This is a genomic window from Burkholderia sp. AU31652 (genome assembly GCF_002223155.1).
Taxonomy (GTDB): domain Bacteria; phylum Pseudomonadota; class Gammaproteobacteria; order Burkholderiales; family Burkholderiaceae; genus Burkholderia.
The window spans coordinates 75,126-93,201 of the sequence record NZ_NKFG01000004.1; the positions used below are offsets into that span (position 1 = coordinate 75,126).

The window sequence follows — 18,076 nt, forward strand, 5'->3', positions numbered from 1 at the left end:
CGCCATCCTCGACGCACAGCGCCGCCATGCGGCAGAGAGACAGACATGGCGACGCCGGACAAGGATATTCGTGCCGCAGCCTGCGCCTAGCAGCGGTCCTGCATGTTGCGCGCCAGATCGTCGAGCAGCATCCGCGCGGTCGCGACATTGGTCGCGACCGGCACGTCGTGCACGTCGCACGCGCGCACCAGCGCGGTGATGTCCGGATCGTGCGGCTGCGCGGTCATCGGGTCGCGCAGGAACACGACGATGTCGACACGGCCGTCGACCAGTTCCGCGCCGATCTGCAGGTCGCCGCCGCACGGCCCCGACAGCTTGCGCTCGACGTCGAGCCCGTGCACGGCGGCGATACGGCCGCCCGTCGTGCCGGTCGCGACCAGCCGACATTGCGCGAGCGTCTCGCGGTACTGGCCCGCGAGCGCGACGATATCGTCCTTCTTCGCGTCGTGCGCAATCAGTGCGATGCGGGGTTTGCTCATCTCCGTTTCCTTCGTGGTTCGATTAGTGTCGTCGTGAAAGGCGGTGCGTGCGTCAGAACGTGCCCGGATACGCGCCGCCGTCGAGCAGCCAGTTCTGCCCGGTGATGTAGCCGGCATGCACGCTGCACAGGAATGCGCACGCCGCGCCGAACTCTTCGCGCGTGCCGAGGCGGCCGGCCGGGATGTCCTTCGTGCGCCGCGCGCGCAGCTCGTCGACCGTCACGCCCTGCGCCTTCGCCGACGCGGCGAGCGTGGTCGCGATCCGGTCGGTGTCGAACAGGCCCGGCAACAGGTTGTTGATCGTCACGCCCTGCCCCGCGACCTTGCGCGACAGCCCCGCGACGAAGCCGGTCAGCCCCGAGCGCGCGCCGTTCGACAGCGCGAGCACGTCGATCGGCGCCTTCACGGCCGAGCTCGTGATGTTGACGATCCGGCCGAAGCCGCGCGCGATCATCCCGTCGACGGTCGCGCGGATCAGCTCGATCGGCGTCAGCATGTTCGATTCGAGCGCGCGAATCCAGTCGTCGTGCGAGAAGTCGCGGAAGTCGCCGGGCGGCGGGCCGCCGGCATTCGTCACGAGAATGTCCGGCTGCGGGCACGCGGCGAGCGCGGCCGCGCGCCCGTCCGGCGTCGTGATGTCGCAGGCGACCGCGGTCACCGACACGTTCGCGCCGGCGCGGATCTCCTCCGCGGTTTCCTCCAGCGTGTCGCGCGTGCGCGCGACGATCACGAGGTTCACGCCCTCGGCGGCCAGCGCTTCCGCGCAGCCGCGACCGAGCCCCTTGCTGGCCGCGCACACCAGCGCGGTCTTTCCTTCGATGCCGAGATCCATCGTCGATTCCTTGGTGGCGACACGCGCCGGCTCGGCCCGATCACGCCGGCGCACGAACCCCGGACGGGTCAGGCGGGCAATCGGGCGGGCGCGGGCGCGCGGATTGTCGTGAGACGTCGATATTATCCGGATCATGCGGCGCGCCTTGGTAAAATTGCGGGCATAAGCGCGCGGCCGGCTTGCGCCCGCCACCGCCCCCGATCCTCTTTTGCCGCCAAGGCGCCCCCGTCATGAAACAGGACAGCCGTTTCCCGAATCTCTTCATCACCGATCACCCGCTGATCCAGCACAAGCTCACGCACATGCGCGACAAGGACACGTCCACGCGCACGTTCCGCGAGCTGCTGCGCGAAATCACGCTGCTGATGGGCTATGAGATCACCCGCAACCTGCCGATCACGACCAAGCGGGTCGAAACCCCGCTCGTCGAGGTCGACGCGCCGGTGATCGCGGGCAAGAAGCTGGCGATCGTGCCGGTGCTGCGCGCGGGCATCGGGATGTCGGACGGCCTGCTCGACCTGGTTCCGTCCGCCCGCGTCGGCCACATCGGCGTGTACCGCGCCGACGACCACCGCCCGGTCGAATACCTGGTGCGCCTGCCGGATCTGGAAGACCGCATCTTCATCCTGTGCGACCCGATGGTCGCGACCGGCTACTCGGCCGTGCACGCGGTCGACGTGCTGAAGCGCCGCAACGTGCCGGCCGCGAACATCATGTTCGTCGCGCTGGTCGCGGCGCCCGAAGGCGTGCAGGTGTTCCAGGACGCGCACCCGGACGTGAAGCTGTTCGTCGCGTCGCTCGATTCGCACCTGAACGAGCACGCGTACATCGTGCCGGGCCTCGGCGACGCGGGCGACCGCCTGTTCGGCACCAAGAACTGAGCCCCGGTACGGCCGCGCGGCGCGCGGCCCGGCTCGCGGCGGCCCGCCTGGCCGTCCGGCCATGCGCGGCGGCCCCGATCCGGCGGTCGCCGCGTGATAAAATCTCGATCCACTCGACACGCGCGGCCCCGCGGCTTCATGCCCGCCGAAACGGCCGCCGATTCAACGACACATTGAAACAATCGCCCGCGCTGTGCGCCCGGGCACGGAGAAAGGTATGGCTGGTCATTCGAAATGGGCCAACATCAAGCATAAGAAGGCAGCGGCCGACGCGAAGCGCGGCAAGATCTGGACCCGCCTGATCAAGGAAATCCAGGTCGCGGCGCGCCTCGGCGGCGGTGACGTCAACTCGAACCCGCGCCTGCGTCTGGCGGTCGACAAGGCGGCCGACGCGAACATGCCGAAGGACAACGTCAAGCGCGCGATCGATCGCGGCGTCGGCGGCGCGGATGGCGCGAACTACGAGGAAATCCGCTACGAAGGCTACGGCATCAGCGGCGCGGCGATCATCGTCGACACGCTGACCGACAACCGCACCCGCACGGTCGCGGAAGTCCGCCATGCGTTCTCGAAGTTCGGCGGCAACATGGGCACCGACGGCTCGGTCGCGTTCATGTTCGATCACGTCGGCCAGTTCCTGTTCGCACCGGGCACGTCGGAAGACGCGCTGATGGAAGCCGCGCTCGAAGCCGGCGCGAACGACGTGAACACGAACGACGACGGCTCGATCGAAGTGCTGTGCGACTGGCAGGCATTCTCGGCGGTGAAGGACGCGCTCGAAGCCGGCGGCTTCAAGGCCGAGCTCGCCGAAGTGACGATGAAGCCGCAGAACGAAGTCGAATTCACCGGCGACGACGCGGCGAAGATGCAGAAGCTCCTCGACGCGCTCGAGAACCTCGACGACGTGCAGGACGTGTATACGAACGCCGTCATCGTCGAGGAATGAGGTGCCGGCCGCCGTGTTCCTGTCGCGGCGGCGGCCCGACCGAATCCGCGGCCGGCGCGCCTGAGCGTGCCGGCCGCCCTGTTTTCTAGTCTGCGGGGAATCCCATGAAACTACTCGTCGTCGGTTCCGGCGGCCGCGAACATGCGCTGGCGTGGAAGCTCGCGCAGTCGCCGCGCGTCCAGATGGTCTACGTCGCGCCCGGCAATGGCGGCACGGCGCAGGACGAGCGTCTGAAGAACGTCGACATCACGGCGCTCGACGAACTCGCCGATTTCGCGGAACGCGAAGGCGTCGCGTTCACGCTCGTCGGGCCGGAAGCGCCGCTCGCGGCCGGCATCGTCAACCTGTTCCGCGCACGCGGCCTGAAGGTCTTCGGCCCGACCCGCGAAGCCGCGCAGCTCGAGAGCTCGAAGGATTTCGCGAAGGCGTTCATGAAGCGCCACGGCATCCCGACCGCCGAGTACGAAACGTTCTCCGACGTGGCCGCCGCGCACGCGTACATCGACGCGAAGGGTGCGCCGATCGTCGTGAAGGCCGACGGCCTCGCGGCCGGCAAGGGCGTCGTCGTCGCGATGACGCTCGAAGAAGCGCACGAAGCCGTCGACATGATGCTGTCGGGCAACAAGCTCGGCGACGCCGGCGCGCGTGTCGTGATCGAGGAATTCCTCGATGGCGAGGAAGCGAGCTTCATCGTGATGGTCGACGGCAAGCACGCGCTGGCGCTGGCGTCCAGCCAGGACCACAAGCGCCTGCTCGACGAGGATCGCGGCCCGAACACCGGCGGCATGGGGGCGTATTCGCCCGCGCCGATCGTCACGCCGCAGATGCACGCACGCGTGATGCGCGAGATCATCATGCCGACCGTGCGCGGGATGGAGAAGGACGGCATCCGCTTCACGGGCTTCCTGTATGCGGGCCTGATGATCGACAAGGAAGGCAATCCGCGCACGCTCGAGTTCAACTGCCGGATGGGCGACCCGGAAACGCAGCCGATCATGGCGCGCCTGAAGAGCGATTTCTCGAAGGTCGTCGAGCAGGCGATCGCAGGCACGCTCGACACGGTCGAGCTCGACTGGGACCGCCGCACCGCGCTGGGCGTCGTGCTGGCCGCGCACGGTTATCCGGACGCGCCGCGCAAGGGCGACCGCATCAACGGGATCCCGGCCGAGACCGAACAGGCCGTCACGTTCCACGCAGGCACGTCGCTCGACGGCGACAAGCTGACGACGTCCGGCGGCCGCGTGCTGTGCGTGGTCGGCCTCGCCGATTCGGTGCGCGAAGCGCAGCAGCATGCGTACGACACGATCAACCAGATCAATTTCGAAGGCATGCAGTACCGCCGCGACATCGGCTTTCGCGCGCTCAACCGCAAGAGCGCCTGACGCTGCAATTGCCGCCCCGCCCGCGCGCGGCGGCGGCTCGTCTGCCGGGGTTCGATAGAATGCCCGGCAGAAGCCTTTTTTACGGCCTCCGCTTCGGGCGGGGGCACCCAGTCCAGACATGACCGATTCGACCTACGACGTGGCGCGCGTGCGCACGTACCTCCAGGGCCTGCAGACACGCATCGCCGACGCGCTCGGCGCGCTCGACGGTACGCCGCTCGCGACCGACGCATGGCAACGCGGGCCGGCCGAACGCCTGCGCGGCGGCGGCTGCACGCGGATTCTCGAAGGCGGCCGCGTGTTCGAACGCGCGGGGATCGGCTTTTCCGACGTCGCGGGCGATGCGCTGCCGCCGTCGGCGAGCGCGGCGCGCCCGCAACTCGCGGGCCGCGGCTTCGAGGCGCTCGGCGTGTCGCTGGTGCTGCACCCGCGCAATCCTTACTGCCCGACCGTCCACATGAACGTGCGGATGCTGATCGCGACGAAACCGGGCGAGGAGCCCGTGTTCTGGTTCGGCGGCGGCATGGATCTGACACCGGTGTACGGTTTCGAGGACGACGCCCGGCATTTCCACCAGACCTGCAAGGATGCGCTCGACCCGTTCGGCGTCGAGCTCTACCCGCGCTTCAAGAAGTGGTGCGACGAGTATTTCTTCCTGAAGCACCGCAACGAGATGCGCGGCATCGGCGGGATCTTCTTCGACGATTTCTCGGAGCCCGGTTTCGAACGCTCGTTTGACCTGATGCAAAGCGTCGGCGACGCGTTCCTGCAGGCCTACCTGCCGATCGTCGAGCGGCGCGCCGAGCTGCCGTACGGCGAGCGCGAGCGCGACTTCCAGGCGTACCGCCGCGGCCGCTACGTCGAATTCAACCTCGTGTTCGACCGCGGCACGCTGTTCGGCCTGCAAAGCGGCGGCCGGACCGAGTCGATCCTGATGTCGATGCCGCCGGTCGCGAACTGGCGCTACAACTGGCAGCCCGAGCCGGGTTCGCCGGAAGCGCGCCTGTACAGCGACTTCATCGTGCCGCGCGACTGGGTCTGACCCTGCCTCAAGCAAAGGACGCGTTTCTGGACACCACCGCCCGCCCCGCCCCGCTGCCGCGTCGTATCGGCTTGCTGGGCGGCACTTTCGACCCGATCCACGACGGCCATCTCGCGCTCGCACGCCGGTTCGCCGAACTGCTCGGCCTGACCGAACTCGTGCTGCTGCCCGCCGGGCAGCCGTACCAGAAGCGCGACGTGTCGGCCGCCGAGCATCGGCTCGCGATGACGCGCGCGGCCGCCGGCTCGCTGTCCGTGCCGGGCGTGACCGTGACCGTCGCCACCGACGAGATCGAGCACGCCGGCCCGACCTATACGGTCGAGACGCTCGCGCGCTGGCGCGAGCGGATCGGCCCGGACGCGTCGCTGTCGCTGCTGATCGGCGCCGACCAGCTCGTGCGCCTCGACACGTGGCGCGACTGGCGCAAGCTGTTCGACTACGCGCACATCTGCGTGTCGACGCGCCCGGGGTTCGACCTCGGCGCGGCGCCACCGGACGTCGCGCAGCAAATCACCGCGCGGCAAGCCGGCGCCGGCGTGCTCAAGGCCACGCCGGCAGGCCACCTGCTGATCGATACGACCCTTTCGTTCGACATAGCCGCGACCGACATCCGCGCCCACCTGCGCGAATGCATCGCGCGCCATGCGCAAATGCCCGACGCATCGGCCGAGCATGTGCCGGCCGCCGTATGGGCCTATATTCTTCAACATCGCCTCTACCATTCCTGAATCCATGGATATTCGCAAACTGCAGCGCGTGATCGTCGACGCCCTCGAAGACGTCAAGGCGCAAGACATCAAGGTGTTCAACACCAGCCACCTGACCGAACTGTTCGACCGCGTGGTCGTCGCTTCGGGCACCTCCAACCGCCAGACCAAGGCGCTCGCGTCGAGCGTGCGTGACAAGGTCAAGGAAGCCGGCGGCGACATCGTCAGCTCCGAAGGCGAAGACACCGGCGAATGGGTGCTCGTCGACTGCGGCGACGCAATCGTGCACATCCTGCAACCGGCCCTGCGCCAGTACTACAACCTCGAGGAAATCTGGGGCGACAAGCCCGTGCGGATGAAGCTCGGCGGCGGCAAGGGCAACGGCTTCGCCCAGGCCAGCGAAGGCGACGACGACGAAGAGGAAGCCGCGCCCGCCCGCCCGGCGCGCAAGACGGCCGCTCGCCGCCGTTGAGCCCCGATTCGTCAAGCGTCTTCCGATGAAGCTTTTCATCCTTGCGGTCGGCCACAAGATGCCGGGCTGGATCGCATCCGGCTTCGACGAATACACGAAGCGGATGCCGCCCGAGCTGCGCATCGAGTTGCGCGAGATCAAGCCCGAACTGCGTTCGGGCGGCCGCAGCGCCGAAAGCGTGATGGCGGCCGAGCGGCAGAAGATCGAGGCCGCGCTGCCGAAGGGCGCGCGCCTCGTCGCGCTCGACGAGCGCGGCCGCGACTGGACCACGATGCAGCTCGCCCAGGCGCTGCCCGGCTGGCAGCAGGACGGCCGCGACGTCGCGTTCGTGATCGGCGGCGCCGACGGGCTCGATCCCGAACTGAAAGCGCGTGCCGACACGCTGCTGCGCATCTCGAGCATGACGCTGCCGCACGGGATGGTGCGCGTGCTGCTCGCCGAACAGCTTTACCGGGCGTGGAGCATCACGCAGAATCACCCCTACCACCGCGCATGACGTGTCGTCCTCGAGACGCGCGCCACGCGCGCACACCGAGATAACGACACCATGCCGTCCAGCACGCCCCCCGCGCTTTTCCCGACCCTTTACCTCGCTTCGCAAAGCCCGCGCCGCCAGGAGCTCCTGCAACAGATCGGCGTACGCTTCGAGCTGCTGCTGCCGCGCCCCGACGAGGACGCCGAGGCGCTCGAGGCCGAACTGCCCGGCGAAGCCGCCGATGCCTACGTGCGGCGCGTGACCATCGCCAAGGCCGAGGCTGCGCGTGCACGCCTCGTCGCGAGCGGCAAGCCGGCGTCGCCGGTGCTGGTCGCCGATACGACCGTCACGATCGACGGCGCAATCCTCGGCAAGCCGGCCGACGCCGACGACGCGCTCGCGATGCTGACGCGCCTCGCCGGCCGCGAACACGCGGTGCTGACCGCCGTCGCCGTGATCGATGCCGACGGCGAACTGCTGCCGCCCGCGCTGTCGCGCTCGACGGTGCGCTTCGCGGCCGCGTCGCGCGACGCGTACGCGCGCTACGTCGAATCGGGCGAGCCGTTCGGCAAGGCCGGCGCGTACGCGATCCAGGGGCGCGCCGCCGAGTTCATCGAGCGAATCGACGGTTCCCATTCAGGTATCATGGGTCTGCCCCTTTTTGAGACTGCCGCGCTGCTGCGTGTCGCGCGCGTCGCCTTCTGAACCCACCATGAACGAAGAAATCCTGATCAACCTCACGCCGCAGGAAACGCGGGTCGCACTCGTCCAGCAAGGCGCGGTGCAGGAGCTTCACGTCGAGCGCACGCTGTCGCGCGGGCGGGTCGGCAACATCTATCTCGGCAAGGTCGTGCGCGTGCTGCCCGGCATGCAGTCGGCGTTCATCGACATCGGCCTCGAACGCGCGGCGTTCCTGCACGTCGCCGACATCTGGCATCCGCGCCTCGCGGGCGAGCCGCAGTCGGGCACGCCGCACCAGCCGATCGAGAAGATCGTGTTCGAAGGCCAGACGCTGATGGTCCAGGTGATCAAGGATCCGATCGGCACGAAGGGCGCGCGGCTGTCGACGCAGGTCAGCATCGCGGGCCGCACGCTCGTCTACCTGCCGCAGGAGCCGCATATCGGCATCTCGCAGAAGATCGAGAGCGAGGCCGAACGCGAGGCCGTGCGCGCGCGCCTGACGGCCGTGATCCCGCCGGACGAGAAAGGCGGCTACATCGTGCGCACGATCGCCGAGGATGCCACCTCCGACGAGCTCGCCGGCGACGTCACGTACCTGCGCAAGACGTGGGCGACGATCGTCGCCCAGGCACAGCGGCTGCCGGCGACGAGCCTGCTGTACCAGGATCTCGATCTCGCGCAGCGCGTGCTGCGCGATTTCGCGAACGACGACACGACGCGTATCCAGGTCGATTCGCGCGAGACGTACCAGCGCCTGTCGGAATTCGCGGGCGAATTCACGCCGGCCGTGAGCCCGAAGCTGCACCACTACACGGGCGAGCGTCCGCTGTTCGACCTGTACAACATCGAGACGGAGATCCAGCGCGCGCTATCGCGCCGCGTCGACCTGAAGTCGGGCGGTTACCTGATGATCGACCAGACCGAGGCGATGACGACGATCGACGTGAACACGGGCGGCTACGTCGGCGCACGCAACTTCGACGACACGATCTTCAAGACCAACCTCGAGGCCGCGCATACGATCGCGCGGCAGCTGCGGCTGCGCAACCTCGGCGGGATCATCATCATCGACTTCATCGACATGGAAAACGCCGAGCATCGCGACGCGGTGCTGTCCGAGTTGAAGAAGGCGCTGTCGCGCGACCGCACGCGCGTGACGGTCAACGGCTTCTCGCAGCTCGGGCTCGTCGAGATGACGCGCAAGCGCACGCGCGAATCGCTCGCGCACGTGCTGTGCGAGCCGTGCCCGACCTGCCAGGGCAAGGGCCAGGTGAAGACGTCGCGCACCGTGTGCTACGACATCCTGCGCGAGATCCTGCGCGAGTCGCGGCAGTTCAACCCGCGCGAATTCCGCGTGATCGCCGCGCAGCAGGTGATCGACCTGTTCCTCGACGAGGAGTCGCAGCATCTCGCGATGCTGATCGACTTCATCGGCAAGCCGGTGTCGCTGCAGGTCGAATCGAACCTGAGCCAGGAGCAGTACGATATCGTGCTGATGTAACGTTCCGTCCATCCGCCGCCGGCATCGCCGCGCGGCGCTTCGATGCGGCGCCCGGGCCGCCCGCGCATGTCGCGCCGGCACCCGCCGCCGCCCTTTCACCCTACCCTTTTCGCATTCACCACACACCATGAGCCAAGGCCACAACCGCCGCCAGCGCAAGAAACTCCACATCGGCGAATTCCAGGAACTCGCGTTCAACGCCACCGCGCATTACCGCAACGAAATGACCGACCTCGAGCGCGGCGAACTGATCGACGCGTTCATCGACTTCGTCGAAGCGAACGGGCTGCTGACCGTCGCGTCGGCGGACGAAGGCATCGGCGCTTACGTGATTTCCGGCGCACCGCGCGGCACGACGACCGACGCCGACCGCGAGCTCGTGCGCGGCTGGCTGGCCGCACGGCCGGAACTGACCGACGTCAAGGTCAGCGAATTCACCGACGCGTGGTACCCGGAAGCCTGAGTTTCCGGCTTCACGCCCGTCGCGCAGCGCCCGCGCCTGCCCGCCGCCACGGCGGGTGAGGCCGGCGCCGCCCCGCTCCCTCCGCCTCGCCTCCGCATCCCCTCCGCATCCCCTCCGCATCCCCTTCCGCATCCCCTTCCGCATCCCCTTCCGCATCCCCTTCCGCATCCCCTTCCGCATCCCCTTCCGCCATCGCGCGATACCCACGCCACCGGCACCGACTCACACGATTTCCGCCGCGTCGACGGTGATTACCCCGATTTCGGCAGTGAATCGGACGCTTACTTCAATTTAACGTTGCTTAAAAGACGGCTCGCGCCGGCAGACCTACTCTGATCGCCAGGAATCCGATGTTTTCCGGTGCGATCGGCAAGCAAGACGAAAGAATGCAAACCGCTCGCCCGACCGATGTTCCGGATTCCGGTACGGGCGAAAACGCGACACGGCGACAGGCCAATCAGGGAGACAACCAACAATGCGCCAGCCGCTTCCCATCGCAGCGACACATTGACGCACGCGAAGGCCGCCTGACACCACTCTCCAACGAATACGAGGACGACATGGATACGCCTACCACCCATCAAGCAGGACTCCGAATGATCATGATCGCGGCTGGCGTCGCAGCGCTGGTGTCGCTGTCCGCGTGCGGCGGCTCCGGCTCGCTGAGCCAGGGCACCGGTGGCGCAGGATCGGGTTCGGGCGATACGACGGCCACGACCGGCGGCACGAGCAACGGCTCGGGCAGCGGTTCCGGCAGCGGCTCGACCGTCGGCAGCACGGGCAGCGGCAGCGGCTCGGCGGGCAGCGGCGCATCCGCCAATGCCCTCGGCCAGACGATCGACTCGTCGAGCAACATCGTGACGGCCGCGGGCGGCGCGGTATCGAGCGTCGGCACGACGATCGCCGGCCAGTCGCTGCCCGGCACCCATGCGTCGACCACGCAAGGTCTCGGCACGGTCGTCCAGGATGCCGGCGCGGCCGTCACGACGCTCGGCACCGGCCTCGGCTCGGGGCTCGGCCAGCTCGGCGCATCGTCGAACCCGGTCGGCACGACGGTCGCGAGCACCGGCGGCGTGGTCACGAACCTCGGCGACGCGGTCGCCGCGACCGGCGGCGTCGTGTCGAGTCTCGGCGCCAGCGGTTCGGCGCTGGCGCCGCTCGCGCCCGTCACATCGCCGGTCGGCGGCGCGGTCACGATGCTCGGCAATACGATCGCAGGCGGCGGCGCGACGCTCGGCACGCAGTTGTCGACCGGTCCCGTCGCGCAGGTCACGGGCGCCGCCAGCTCGGCGATCACGCCGATCACGGCGCAGGTCGGGTCGGTCACGCAGACCGTCGCGTCGAGCACGCCGCTCGGCGCACCGCTCACGAACCTCGTGACGACGGTCGGCAACGGCGTCGCGAACGCCGGCACGACGATCGCGAAAACCGGCGGAAATCCGGTGACGACCGGCGTCGGCAACGTCGTCACCGCGACCGGCAACACGGTGGCCACCGCCGGCACGGCGCTGCTGGGCGGTGGCGGCGCCGCGACGAGCCCGCTCGCACCGGTCACGGGGCTCTTGTCGACCGGCGCACTCGGCGGCGCGACGGGCGGCAGCAACCCGGCCGGTGCGCTCACGTCGGCGGTCGGCACCGTGACGGGAGCGGTGTCGGGCGCAGCCGGCGGCTCGCCCGTCGCGGGGCTGACGGGCGGCAGCGGCACCGGTGCGCTCTCGAAAACGGGCGGCGTGCTCGCCCCCGTGACGACGACGCTCGGCGCGCTGGTCAAGTAAGCGGCAGGCCGGCACGGCGCCCGCATCGTCGCAGACGATCGGGCGCCTTCGACTTGGCCTGAGCCTTAGCCTTCGCCTTCATTCACCCTCTTCCCCACCCCGCGATCCCTTCCTTTTCCCGACAGTCCGCCTCCAGCCAGCCATCGAAATCGGACCTGAAAGCAAGACACGTTAAAATCTCACCTCGCGTGGTGCGCCGCCCGCACCCGCCATCCATCGCCAGCCGCGTGCCTCCGGGCCGCCCCCGACCCATGGAGTGAGTGTCAATGAGCGGCGGACCTCCGTTTCCCGCATCCCGCAGCAAGTCGTTGCCGTCCTCGACGGTTTTCCTGATCCTCGCCGCCGCCGCGCTGCTGTCCGGCTGCGGGCTGCTGCCGGTGCAGAATCCGCCCGCGCCGATCAGCGAGGCGCTCGTCGAGCCCGTCGAGGAAACCGCCGGCGAACCGCTGACGATGCCGCCCGTGCCGGCGCCGACGCACCCGGAGGAACCGGAAGCGCCGAAGAAGCCGCACCGCGAAGCCACGCGGCCGAAGCCCGTGCAGCGCCCCGAATCGCCGACACCGCCGCCGCCTCCGCCGCCGCCGATCGTCGCGACGCGCCCGCTCGACCGCACCCAGATCCATGCGCTGCTCGACAGCGAAGTCGCGCGCCGCAACGGCAAGGTGATCGGCCGCGCGGTCGACATGGTGACCGACGCGAGCGGCAAGCCGCGCGAGATGATCGTGAACCTGCAGGGCTTCATGGGCGTGGGCGACCGCAAGGTCATCTTCCCGTGGAACGTGTTTCGCTTCACGCCCGGTGGCAAACAGGAGCCGATCGTGCTCGACGTGCCGTCGGGCGACCTCCCGCCGGCCGCGCGGCCCAAGGCCGTGCCGCTGTCCGGTTCGGCCGCCGCCTCGCCTGCGACGCGGCTGCCGATGCTCGACAGCGACGTCGAGCGCCCGAACGGCACGAAGATCGGCCGTATCGTCGACGTGCTGATCGACCGCGCATCGCAGCCGCAGGCGGTCGTGCTCGACCTCGGCGGCCTGGTCAATACCGACCGCCGTTCGATCGCCGCGAGCTGGGGCGCGCTGCGCTTCGTCACGCGCGACAAGGCGCTGCATCCGCAGCTCGACTTGAACGACGCACAGATCAAGGCGTCGCCGCCCTACGCGGCCGACAAGCCGATCGTCGCGGTTTTCCCCCCGCCCGTTGCCCCGGCACCGGCTTCGTCTGCGAGCGCGACCCGATGACGATCAAGCATTCCGTCAGCGCACGCAGTCTCCGGTCCCTCGACTGGCTCAACTTCTTCGTTGCAAACGTTCAAACAGGGTTCGGTCCGTTCATCGCGTCCTACCTCGCGTCGCACAAGTGGACGCAGGGCGAGATCGGCATGGTGCTGTCGATCGGCACGATCAGCGCGATGGTCAGCCAGGTGCCCGGCGGCGCGGCCGTCGATGCGCTGAAGAACAAGAAAGGCGCGGCCGCGTGGGCGATCGCGGCCATCATCCTGTCCGCGGTGCTGCTCGCGTCGAGCCCGACGATCGTGCCGGTGATCGCCGCCGAGGTGTTCCACGGCTTCGCGAGCTGCATGCTCGTGCCGGCCATGGCCGCGATCTCGTTCTCGCTCGTCGGCCGCGCCGACCTCGGCGACCGGCTCGGCCGCAACGCGCGCTGGGCGTCGATCGGCAGCGCGGTCGCGGCGGGCCTGATGGGGCTCACCGGCGAATATTTCTCCGCCCGCGCGGTGTTCTGGCTGACCGCCGTGCTCGCGCTGCCCGCGCTGTTCGCGCTCGCGATGATCCAGCCGACCCACGAGGTGATCCCGCAGTCGTCGAAGCCCGACGATCGCGACGAAGCCGGCGAACGCGAAACGCTGCTCGAGCTGCTGCGCGACCGCCGGATGCTGATCTTCGCGGCGTGCGTCGTGCTGTTCCACCTGTCGAACGCGGCGATGCTGAACCTCGCGGCCGGTGAAGTCACGGCCGGGATGGGCGAGAACGTGCAGCTCGTGATCGCCGCGTGCATCATCGTGCCGCAGGCCATTGTCGCGATGCTGTCGCCGTGGGTCGGCCGCTCCGCGCAACGCTGGGGGCGCCGGCCGATCCTGCTGCTCGGCTTCTCGGCGCTGCCGGTGCGCGCGCTGCTGTTCGCCGGCGTGAGCAGCCCGTACCTGCTGGTACCGGTGCAGATGCTCGACGGCATCAGCGCGGCCGTGTTCGGCGTGATGCTGCCGCTGATCGCGGCCGACGTCGCGGGCGGCAAGGGCCGCTACAACCTGTGCATCGGGCTCTTCGGCCTCGCGGCCGGAATCGGCGCGACGCTCAGCACGGCCGCGGCCGGCTACGTCGCCGATCACTTCGGCAACGCCGTGAGCTTCTTCGGGCTCGCGGGCGCCGGTGCGCTCGCGGTGCTGCTGGTCTGGCTCGTGATGCCCGAAACGCGCGTCGCGAACGGTGACGCGGCCGCCGACGAACCGGCCGCCGCATCGCCCGAACAGGCGCGCTGACCCCGGCGCGCCGCCGTTACCCGCTTCTTGGCCAACGCATGATGGATACGATCAGGACACTCAACGAAGCCCGCCAGCAGATCCAGCAGTCGATCTTCGACCTGTTCAAGGGGCTGTCATTCAGCGAGCGGCTCGCCCAGGGCGGGCTGATGGCGCTCCAGGCCGTGTGCGGCGCCTGCCTCGCGTACGTGATCGGCCGCGCGCTGCACACCGAGCAGGCCGTGTGGGCGGCGATCACCGCGATCGCCGTGACGCAGCACAACTACTCGGACACGATGTCGCTGTCGCGCGACCAGTTCGTCGGCGCGATGGTCGGCGGCGTGCTCGGCTTCGCCGGCGCGGCGCTCGGCGGCGACCGCCTCGTCGCGTATGCGATGACCGTCGCGGTCGTGATCGTCTGCTGCTGGTGCCTGAACGTCGGCAGCGCGGCACGGCTCGGCGGCGTGACCGCGACGATCGTGCTGCTGTTTCCGGGCAACGGCCCGCTGTGGGACATTCCGCTGATGCGGCTCGGCGAGGTGACGCTCGGCACCGTGTGTGCGCTGGGCGTGTGCTGGGTGATGTCGAAAATCGAGCGCCGCTGGTTCCGCCACGCGGCGGCAAAGTGACGCGTTGATCCGGTTGCCCGGCGCGCATCGCGGCATCGCGCGATCCGTGCCGGGCCGTCGGCCAGGTCAGTTGCCGATCCGCAGCACGATGCCGGAACCGATCTGCACCAGCAGGTGGTCCCCGCCGACGCCGACCCATTGATAGCCGCGCGGCGGCGGGCTCAGGCGATAGCCGCGCCAGTCGTCGATCACGTACTGGCGATCGCGGAACTCGGGCGGAAGCCGGTCGCCCTTGTGCCATTCGCGGCGCGGCTGGTCGGCCCAGCGCGGCGGCACGTCGTCCTCATGGCGCATCTGGCCGGGCGGCATGTGTTTCGGGCCGTGGCCGCGCTGCATGCCGTGGCCACCCTGGTCGTCGTGGTGGTCGTGATCCTGCGCCATCGCGGCCGGCGCGGCGAAACCCGCCGCGATCAGCGCAGCCAGCATCATTCGGTGCATCTTCTTCATCGTGCCTTCCCTCCGTGTTGTCACGTCGAACGAAACCACTCGGACTGCCCGATGAAGACTAGCACACGGTATCGCGGGGCCACATGACCGCGCATATGACCGCGCGTTACGCCGCCTGCTGCTGGTACTGGATCCGGTGCAGGTGCGCGTAGAGGCCGCCGTGGCGCAGCAGTTCGTCGTGGCTGCCCTCCTCGACGATCTTGCCGGCCTCGAGCACGAGGATGCGATCCGCGCGCTCGATCGTCGACAGCCGGTGCGCGATCACCAGCGTCGTGCGGCCTTCCATCAGCCGCTCGAGCGCGGCCTGCACGTGGCGCTCCGATTCCGAGTCGAGCGCCGACGTCGCTTCGTCGAGGATCAGGATCGGCGCGTCCTTGTAGATCGCGCGCGCGATCGCGAGCCGCTGGCGCTGGCCGCCGGACAGCCGCATCCCGTTGCCGCCGACGAGCGTGTCGAGCCCGTCGGGCATCGCGGCGACCGCATCGGCGAGGTTCGCGGCCTCGAGCGCGGCCTGCACGCGCGCGCGGTCGGGCGTCTGCCCGTACGCGACGTTCGCGGCGATCGTGTCGTTGAACAGCACGACGTCCTGGCTGACCATCGCCATCTGGCCGCGCAACGCGTGGAGGTCGTAATCGGCCACCGGCACGCCGTCGACCAGGATCGCCCCGTCGGTCGGGTCGAAGAAGCGCGGCAGCAGGTTCACGAGCGTCGTCTTGCCGCTGCCCGACGGGCCCGCAAGCGCGATCATTTCACCGGGCGCGACCTTGAACGAGATGCGGTCGAGCGTCGGCCGCTCGGCCGCGCCGTAGTCGAACGTGACGTTGCGGAACTCGATGTCGCCGCGCGCCTGGGCGAGCGGCCGGCCGCCGCCCTGCGGCTCGGCCGGTTCGTCGATCAGCCCGAAGATCAGTTCGGCGGCCGTCATCCCGCGCTGCAGCGGCTGGTTGACGTCGATCAGGTGCTTGAGCGGCGAGATCACCAGCAGCATCGACGTGACGAACGCGACGAAGCCGCCGACCGTCGTCTGGTCGTTCGACGACTGCACGACCGCGATCGTGATCACGACCGCGAGCGCGATCGACGCGAGGAATTGCGTGAGCGGCTGCGCGAGGCCGCCGGAGATCGTCATGCGCATCGCGTAGCCGCGCAGGCGCTTGCTCATCTGCGTGAAGCGGTCCATCTCGTACGCTTCGCCGTTGTGCACCTTGACGACCTTGTAGCCGCCGACCGTCTCCTCGACGATGTACGACAGCTCGTTGGTCAGCGTCTGGTGCTCGCGGTTCAGGCGGCGCAGGCGGCGGTTGATCTTGCTGACGAGCCAGCCGATGCCCGGCAGGATCACCGCGACGATCAGCGTGAGCCGCCAGTTCAGGTAGAACAGGTAGCCGAGCAGGAAGATCACCGTCAGCGAATCGCGCACGAGCGTGACCATCACGCCGGTCAGCACCGACAGGATCTGGTTGACCTCGAACACGATCGCGTTGATCACCGTGCTCGCCGTCTCGCGCTGGAAGAACGACGCGCCCGTATGCAGCATCCGCTGGAACATCTCGAGCCGCAGTTGCAGCAGAATGCGGTTCGACACGTAGTTGAGCAGGTAATTCGACGCGTACTGCGACACGCCGCGCACGAGCGCGAGCCCGATCACGGCCATCGGCACGTACCATTTCGCGCGGTCGCTGCCGTGCGAGCCGAAGCCGTGGTCGAGCAGCGGCTTGAGCAGCGCCGGAATCCCGGCCTCGGTGGCCGCGACGACGCCCATCGTCATCACGGCGAGCACCACGATGCCGATCAGCGGCCGGATGTACGGCCACAGGCGCTTGAGGACCGTCACGGGCGAGGTGCCCGTGCCGTCCATCGGTTTGCGAAGAGTGTTCTGGGTTTCCAAGGCAATCCTTCTTGAGCCGCGATGCGGCGCCCGGACGTGGCCGCCCGGGAATTCGCCCTGTCGGGCGGGTGCCGAAAAGGGCTCAACATTATAGCCGCACCGCCCCCGCCGGCACGGTCCTGGCCGATGCGGGCGGCGCCCGGGCCGCGGGTATACTGCCGCTCACCGTTTTCTCCGCCTTTTCCGACGATTTCATGGCTGAACCCTCCCTCGGCGTCGCCCTCATCGCCCTCAACGCGTCCGCGCGGCTCGCGCAGTGCCTGGCCGCGCTGTCGTTCGCCGACGACGTCGTCGTCATCGACGGCGGCAGCACCGACGATACCGTCGCGATCGCGCAGGCGCACGGCGCGCGCGTGATCGTCGAGCGCGACTGGCCGGGCTTCGGCCCGCAGAAGAACCGCGCGCTCGACGCGCTCGACACCGACTGGATCCTGTCCCTCGATACCGACGAAGTCGTCACCCCGGAACTCGCGCAATCGATCCGCGACACGCTCCGCGCGCCGGCCGCGCAGGTCTATGCGGTCGACCGCCTGTCGAGCTTCTGCGGCCAGTGGATCCATCACAGCGGCTGGTATCCGGACTGGATCCCGCGCCTGTTCCGGCGCGGCGCCGCGCGCTTCTCGGACGATCTCGTGCACGAGCGCCTCGTGTTCGACGGCGCCGCGCAGCGGCTGTCCGGCAAGCTGATGCACTACTCGTACGAGGATTTCGAAACCGTCGTGCGCAAGCTCGACGCCTATTCGACGGCCGGCGCGCGCCAGCGCCGCGCGGCCGGCCAGCGCGGCGGCTTCGGCAAGGCGCTCGCGCGCGGCGCCTGGGCGTTCGTGCGCACCTACGTGCTGCGCCGCGGCTTCCTCGATGGCCGCGCCGGCTTCATGATCGCCGTGTTCAACGCGGAAACCGTGTACTACCGTTTCCTGAAGCTCGGCCACGAACGGGCCCGCTGAGCACCCGCCCGGCAGGGAGCCGGCCCGGCGTTACAATGCCGGGCTGCCCGCGCCGCGCG

The 18,076-nt window shown here is 69.1% G+C and carries 19 protein-coding genes; 15 read left to right on the top strand and 4 right to left on the bottom strand.

All coding sequences use genetic code 11. The features are described 5' to 3' along the window. Nucleotides 1-86: 86 nt before the first annotated feature. Nucleotides 87-479, bottom strand: a complete 393-nt coding sequence (locus CFB40_RS12685) for a methylglyoxal synthase (RefSeq protein WP_089431514.1) — start codon at nucleotides 477-479, stop codon at nucleotides 87-89. A gap of 52 nt (nucleotides 480-531) precedes the next feature. After that, complete coding sequence (locus CFB40_RS12690; protein WP_089426002.1) at nucleotides 532-1,311, bottom strand: SDR family oxidoreductase; 780 nt, start codon at nucleotides 1,309-1,311, stop codon at nucleotides 532-534. Between the two features lie 230 nt (nucleotides 1,312-1,541). Here CFB40_RS12690 and upp point away from each other — a divergent pair, with 230 nt between their 5' ends. From upp to CFB40_RS12760, 14 genes are all read left to right on the top strand, one after another. Then, nucleotides 1,542-2,192 carry a uracil phosphoribosyltransferase gene (gene upp / locus CFB40_RS12695; protein WP_011352740.1) on the top strand — a complete coding sequence of 217 codons (651 nt, stop codon included), beginning with the start codon at nucleotides 1,542-1,544 and terminating at the stop codon, nucleotides 2,190-2,192. Nucleotides 2,193-2,409: 217 nt separating this feature from the next. Continuing rightward, on the top strand, nucleotides 2,410-3,138 hold the full coding sequence (locus tag CFB40_RS12700) for a YebC/PmpR family DNA-binding transcriptional regulator (protein WP_011352741.1): 729 nt from the start codon (nucleotides 2,410-2,412) through the stop codon (nucleotides 3,136-3,138). Between the two features lie 104 nt (nucleotides 3,139-3,242). Then, nucleotides 3,243-4,520 carry a phosphoribosylamine--glycine ligase gene (gene purD, locus CFB40_RS12705; RefSeq protein ID WP_089426003.1) on the top strand — a complete coding sequence of 426 codons (1,278 nt, stop codon included), beginning with the start codon at nucleotides 3,243-3,245 and terminating at the stop codon, nucleotides 4,518-4,520. A gap of 118 nt (nucleotides 4,521-4,638) precedes the next feature. Next, nucleotides 4,639-5,562, top strand: coding sequence for an oxygen-dependent coproporphyrinogen oxidase (hemF, locus tag CFB40_RS12710; protein WP_089426004.1), 924 nt, complete (start codon nucleotides 4,639-4,641; stop codon nucleotides 5,560-5,562). Next, on the top strand, nucleotides 5,559-6,290 hold the full coding sequence (locus CFB40_RS12715) for a nicotinate-nucleotide adenylyltransferase (protein WP_089431516.1): 732 nt from the start codon (nucleotides 5,559-5,561) through the stop codon (nucleotides 6,288-6,290). Before hemF ends, CFB40_RS12715 begins: the two co-directional genes overlap by 4 nt. A 4-nt stretch (nucleotides 6,291-6,294) precedes the next feature. Further along, complete coding sequence (gene rsfS / locus CFB40_RS12720) at nucleotides 6,295-6,741, top strand: ribosome silencing factor (protein WP_089431518.1); 447 nt, start codon at nucleotides 6,295-6,297, stop codon at nucleotides 6,739-6,741. 25 nt (nucleotides 6,742-6,766) lie between these two features. Then, nucleotides 6,767-7,237 (top strand): 23S rRNA (pseudouridine(1915)-N(3))-methyltransferase RlmH, encoded by a 471-nt coding sequence (gene rlmH / locus CFB40_RS12725; RefSeq protein WP_011352746.1) that lies wholly within the window; start codon nucleotides 6,767-6,769, stop codon nucleotides 7,235-7,237. Between the two features lie 51 nt (nucleotides 7,238-7,288). Then, nucleotides 7,289-7,921, top strand: a complete 633-nt coding sequence (locus tag CFB40_RS12730; protein ID WP_089431520.1) for a Maf family protein — start codon at nucleotides 7,289-7,291, stop codon at nucleotides 7,919-7,921. A 7-nt stretch (nucleotides 7,922-7,928) separates the two neighbouring features. Beyond that, on the top strand, nucleotides 7,929-9,398 hold the full coding sequence (gene rng, locus CFB40_RS12735; RefSeq protein WP_069248507.1) for a ribonuclease G: 1,470 nt from the start codon (nucleotides 7,929-7,931) through the stop codon (nucleotides 9,396-9,398). A 127-nt stretch (nucleotides 9,399-9,525) separates the two neighbouring features. Further along, nucleotides 9,526-9,861 (top strand): YggL family protein, encoded by a 336-nt coding sequence (locus CFB40_RS12740; RefSeq protein WP_041492911.1) that lies wholly within the window; start codon nucleotides 9,526-9,528, stop codon nucleotides 9,859-9,861. 560 nt (nucleotides 9,862-10,421) lie between these two features. Next, nucleotides 10,422-11,636 (top strand): collagen-like triple helix repeat-containing protein, encoded by a 1,215-nt coding sequence (locus tag CFB40_RS12745; protein WP_089426008.1) that lies wholly within the window; start codon nucleotides 10,422-10,424, stop codon nucleotides 11,634-11,636. A gap of 266 nt (nucleotides 11,637-11,902) precedes the next feature. Then, nucleotides 11,903-12,871, top strand: coding sequence for a PRC-barrel domain-containing protein (locus CFB40_RS12750; protein WP_089431522.1), 969 nt, complete (start codon nucleotides 11,903-11,905; stop codon nucleotides 12,869-12,871). After that, entirely contained in the window at nucleotides 12,868-14,127 is a 1,260-nt protein-coding gene (locus tag CFB40_RS12755; RefSeq protein ID WP_039370460.1) for an MFS transporter, read from the top strand. Before CFB40_RS12750 ends, CFB40_RS12755 begins: the two co-directional genes overlap by 4 nt. Nucleotides 14,128-14,168: 41 nt before the next feature. Beyond that, complete coding sequence (locus tag CFB40_RS12760; protein WP_089426010.1) at nucleotides 14,169-14,735, top strand: FUSC family protein; 567 nt, start codon at nucleotides 14,169-14,171, stop codon at nucleotides 14,733-14,735. 66 nt (nucleotides 14,736-14,801) lie between these two features. Here the strand turns inward: CFB40_RS12760 and CFB40_RS12765 are convergent, their stop codons facing one another. Then, nucleotides 14,802-15,182 (bottom strand): RcnB family protein, encoded by a 381-nt coding sequence (locus tag CFB40_RS12765; protein WP_089426011.1) that lies wholly within the window; start codon nucleotides 15,180-15,182, stop codon nucleotides 14,802-14,804. A 106-nt stretch (nucleotides 15,183-15,288) separates the two neighbouring features. Further along, nucleotides 15,289-17,040: a lipid A export permease/ATP-binding protein MsbA gene (gene msbA / locus CFB40_RS12770; protein WP_069248513.1), complete on the bottom strand. Its 1,752-nt coding sequence runs from the start codon at nucleotides 17,038-17,040 to the stop codon at nucleotides 15,289-15,291. Between the two features lie 224 nt (nucleotides 17,041-17,264). Here msbA and CFB40_RS12775 point away from each other — a divergent pair, with 224 nt between their 5' ends. Beyond that, nucleotides 17,265-18,017 (top strand): glycosyltransferase family 2 protein, encoded by a 753-nt coding sequence (locus CFB40_RS12775; RefSeq protein WP_089431524.1) that lies wholly within the window; start codon nucleotides 17,265-17,267, stop codon nucleotides 18,015-18,017. Nucleotides 18,018-18,076: the final 59 nt, after the last annotated feature.

Coding starts and splice junctions, on each gene's coding strand:
- CFB40_RS12685 (WP_089431514.1), bottom strand. CDS start 479: ATGAGCAAACCCCGCATCGCACTGATTGCGCACGACGCGAAGAAGGAC.
- CFB40_RS12690 (WP_089426002.1), bottom strand. CDS start 1,311: ATGGATCTCGGCATCGAAGGAAAGACCGCGCTGGTGTGCGCGGCCAGC.
- upp (WP_011352740.1), top strand. CDS start 1,542: ATGAAACAGGACAGCCGTTTCCCGAATCTCTTCATCACCGATCACCCG.
- CFB40_RS12700 (WP_011352741.1), top strand. CDS start 2,410: ATGGCTGGTCATTCGAAATGGGCCAACATCAAGCATAAGAAGGCAGCG.
- purD (WP_089426003.1), top strand. CDS start 3,243: ATGAAACTACTCGTCGTCGGTTCCGGCGGCCGCGAACATGCGCTGGCG.
- hemF (WP_089426004.1), top strand. CDS start 4,639: ATGACCGATTCGACCTACGACGTGGCGCGCGTGCGCACGTACCTCCAG.
- rsfS (WP_089431518.1), top strand. CDS start 6,295: ATGGATATTCGCAAACTGCAGCGCGTGATCGTCGACGCCCTCGAAGAC.
- rlmH (WP_011352746.1), top strand. CDS start 6,767: ATGAAGCTTTTCATCCTTGCGGTCGGCCACAAGATGCCGGGCTGGATC.
- CFB40_RS12730 (WP_089431520.1), top strand. CDS start 7,289: ATGCCGTCCAGCACGCCCCCCGCGCTTTTCCCGACCCTTTACCTCGCT.
- rng (WP_069248507.1), top strand. CDS start 7,929: ATGAACGAAGAAATCCTGATCAACCTCACGCCGCAGGAAACGCGGGTC.
- CFB40_RS12740 (WP_041492911.1), top strand. CDS start 9,526: ATGAGCCAAGGCCACAACCGCCGCCAGCGCAAGAAACTCCACATCGGC.
- CFB40_RS12745 (WP_089426008.1), top strand. CDS start 10,422: ATGGATACGCCTACCACCCATCAAGCAGGACTCCGAATGATCATGATC.
- CFB40_RS12750 (WP_089431522.1), top strand. CDS start 11,903: ATGAGCGGCGGACCTCCGTTTCCCGCATCCCGCAGCAAGTCGTTGCCG.
- CFB40_RS12755 (WP_039370460.1), top strand. CDS start 12,868: ATGACGATCAAGCATTCCGTCAGCGCACGCAGTCTCCGGTCCCTCGAC.
- CFB40_RS12760 (WP_089426010.1), top strand. CDS start 14,169: ATGGATACGATCAGGACACTCAACGAAGCCCGCCAGCAGATCCAGCAG.
- CFB40_RS12765 (WP_089426011.1), bottom strand. CDS start 15,182: ATGAAGAAGATGCACCGAATGATGCTGGCTGCGCTGATCGCGGCGGGT.
- msbA (WP_069248513.1), bottom strand. CDS start 17,040: ATGGACGGCACGGGCACCTCGCCCGTGACGGTCCTCAAGCGCCTGTGG.
- CFB40_RS12775 (WP_089431524.1), top strand. CDS start 17,265: ATGGCTGAACCCTCCCTCGGCGTCGCCCTCATCGCCCTCAACGCGTCC.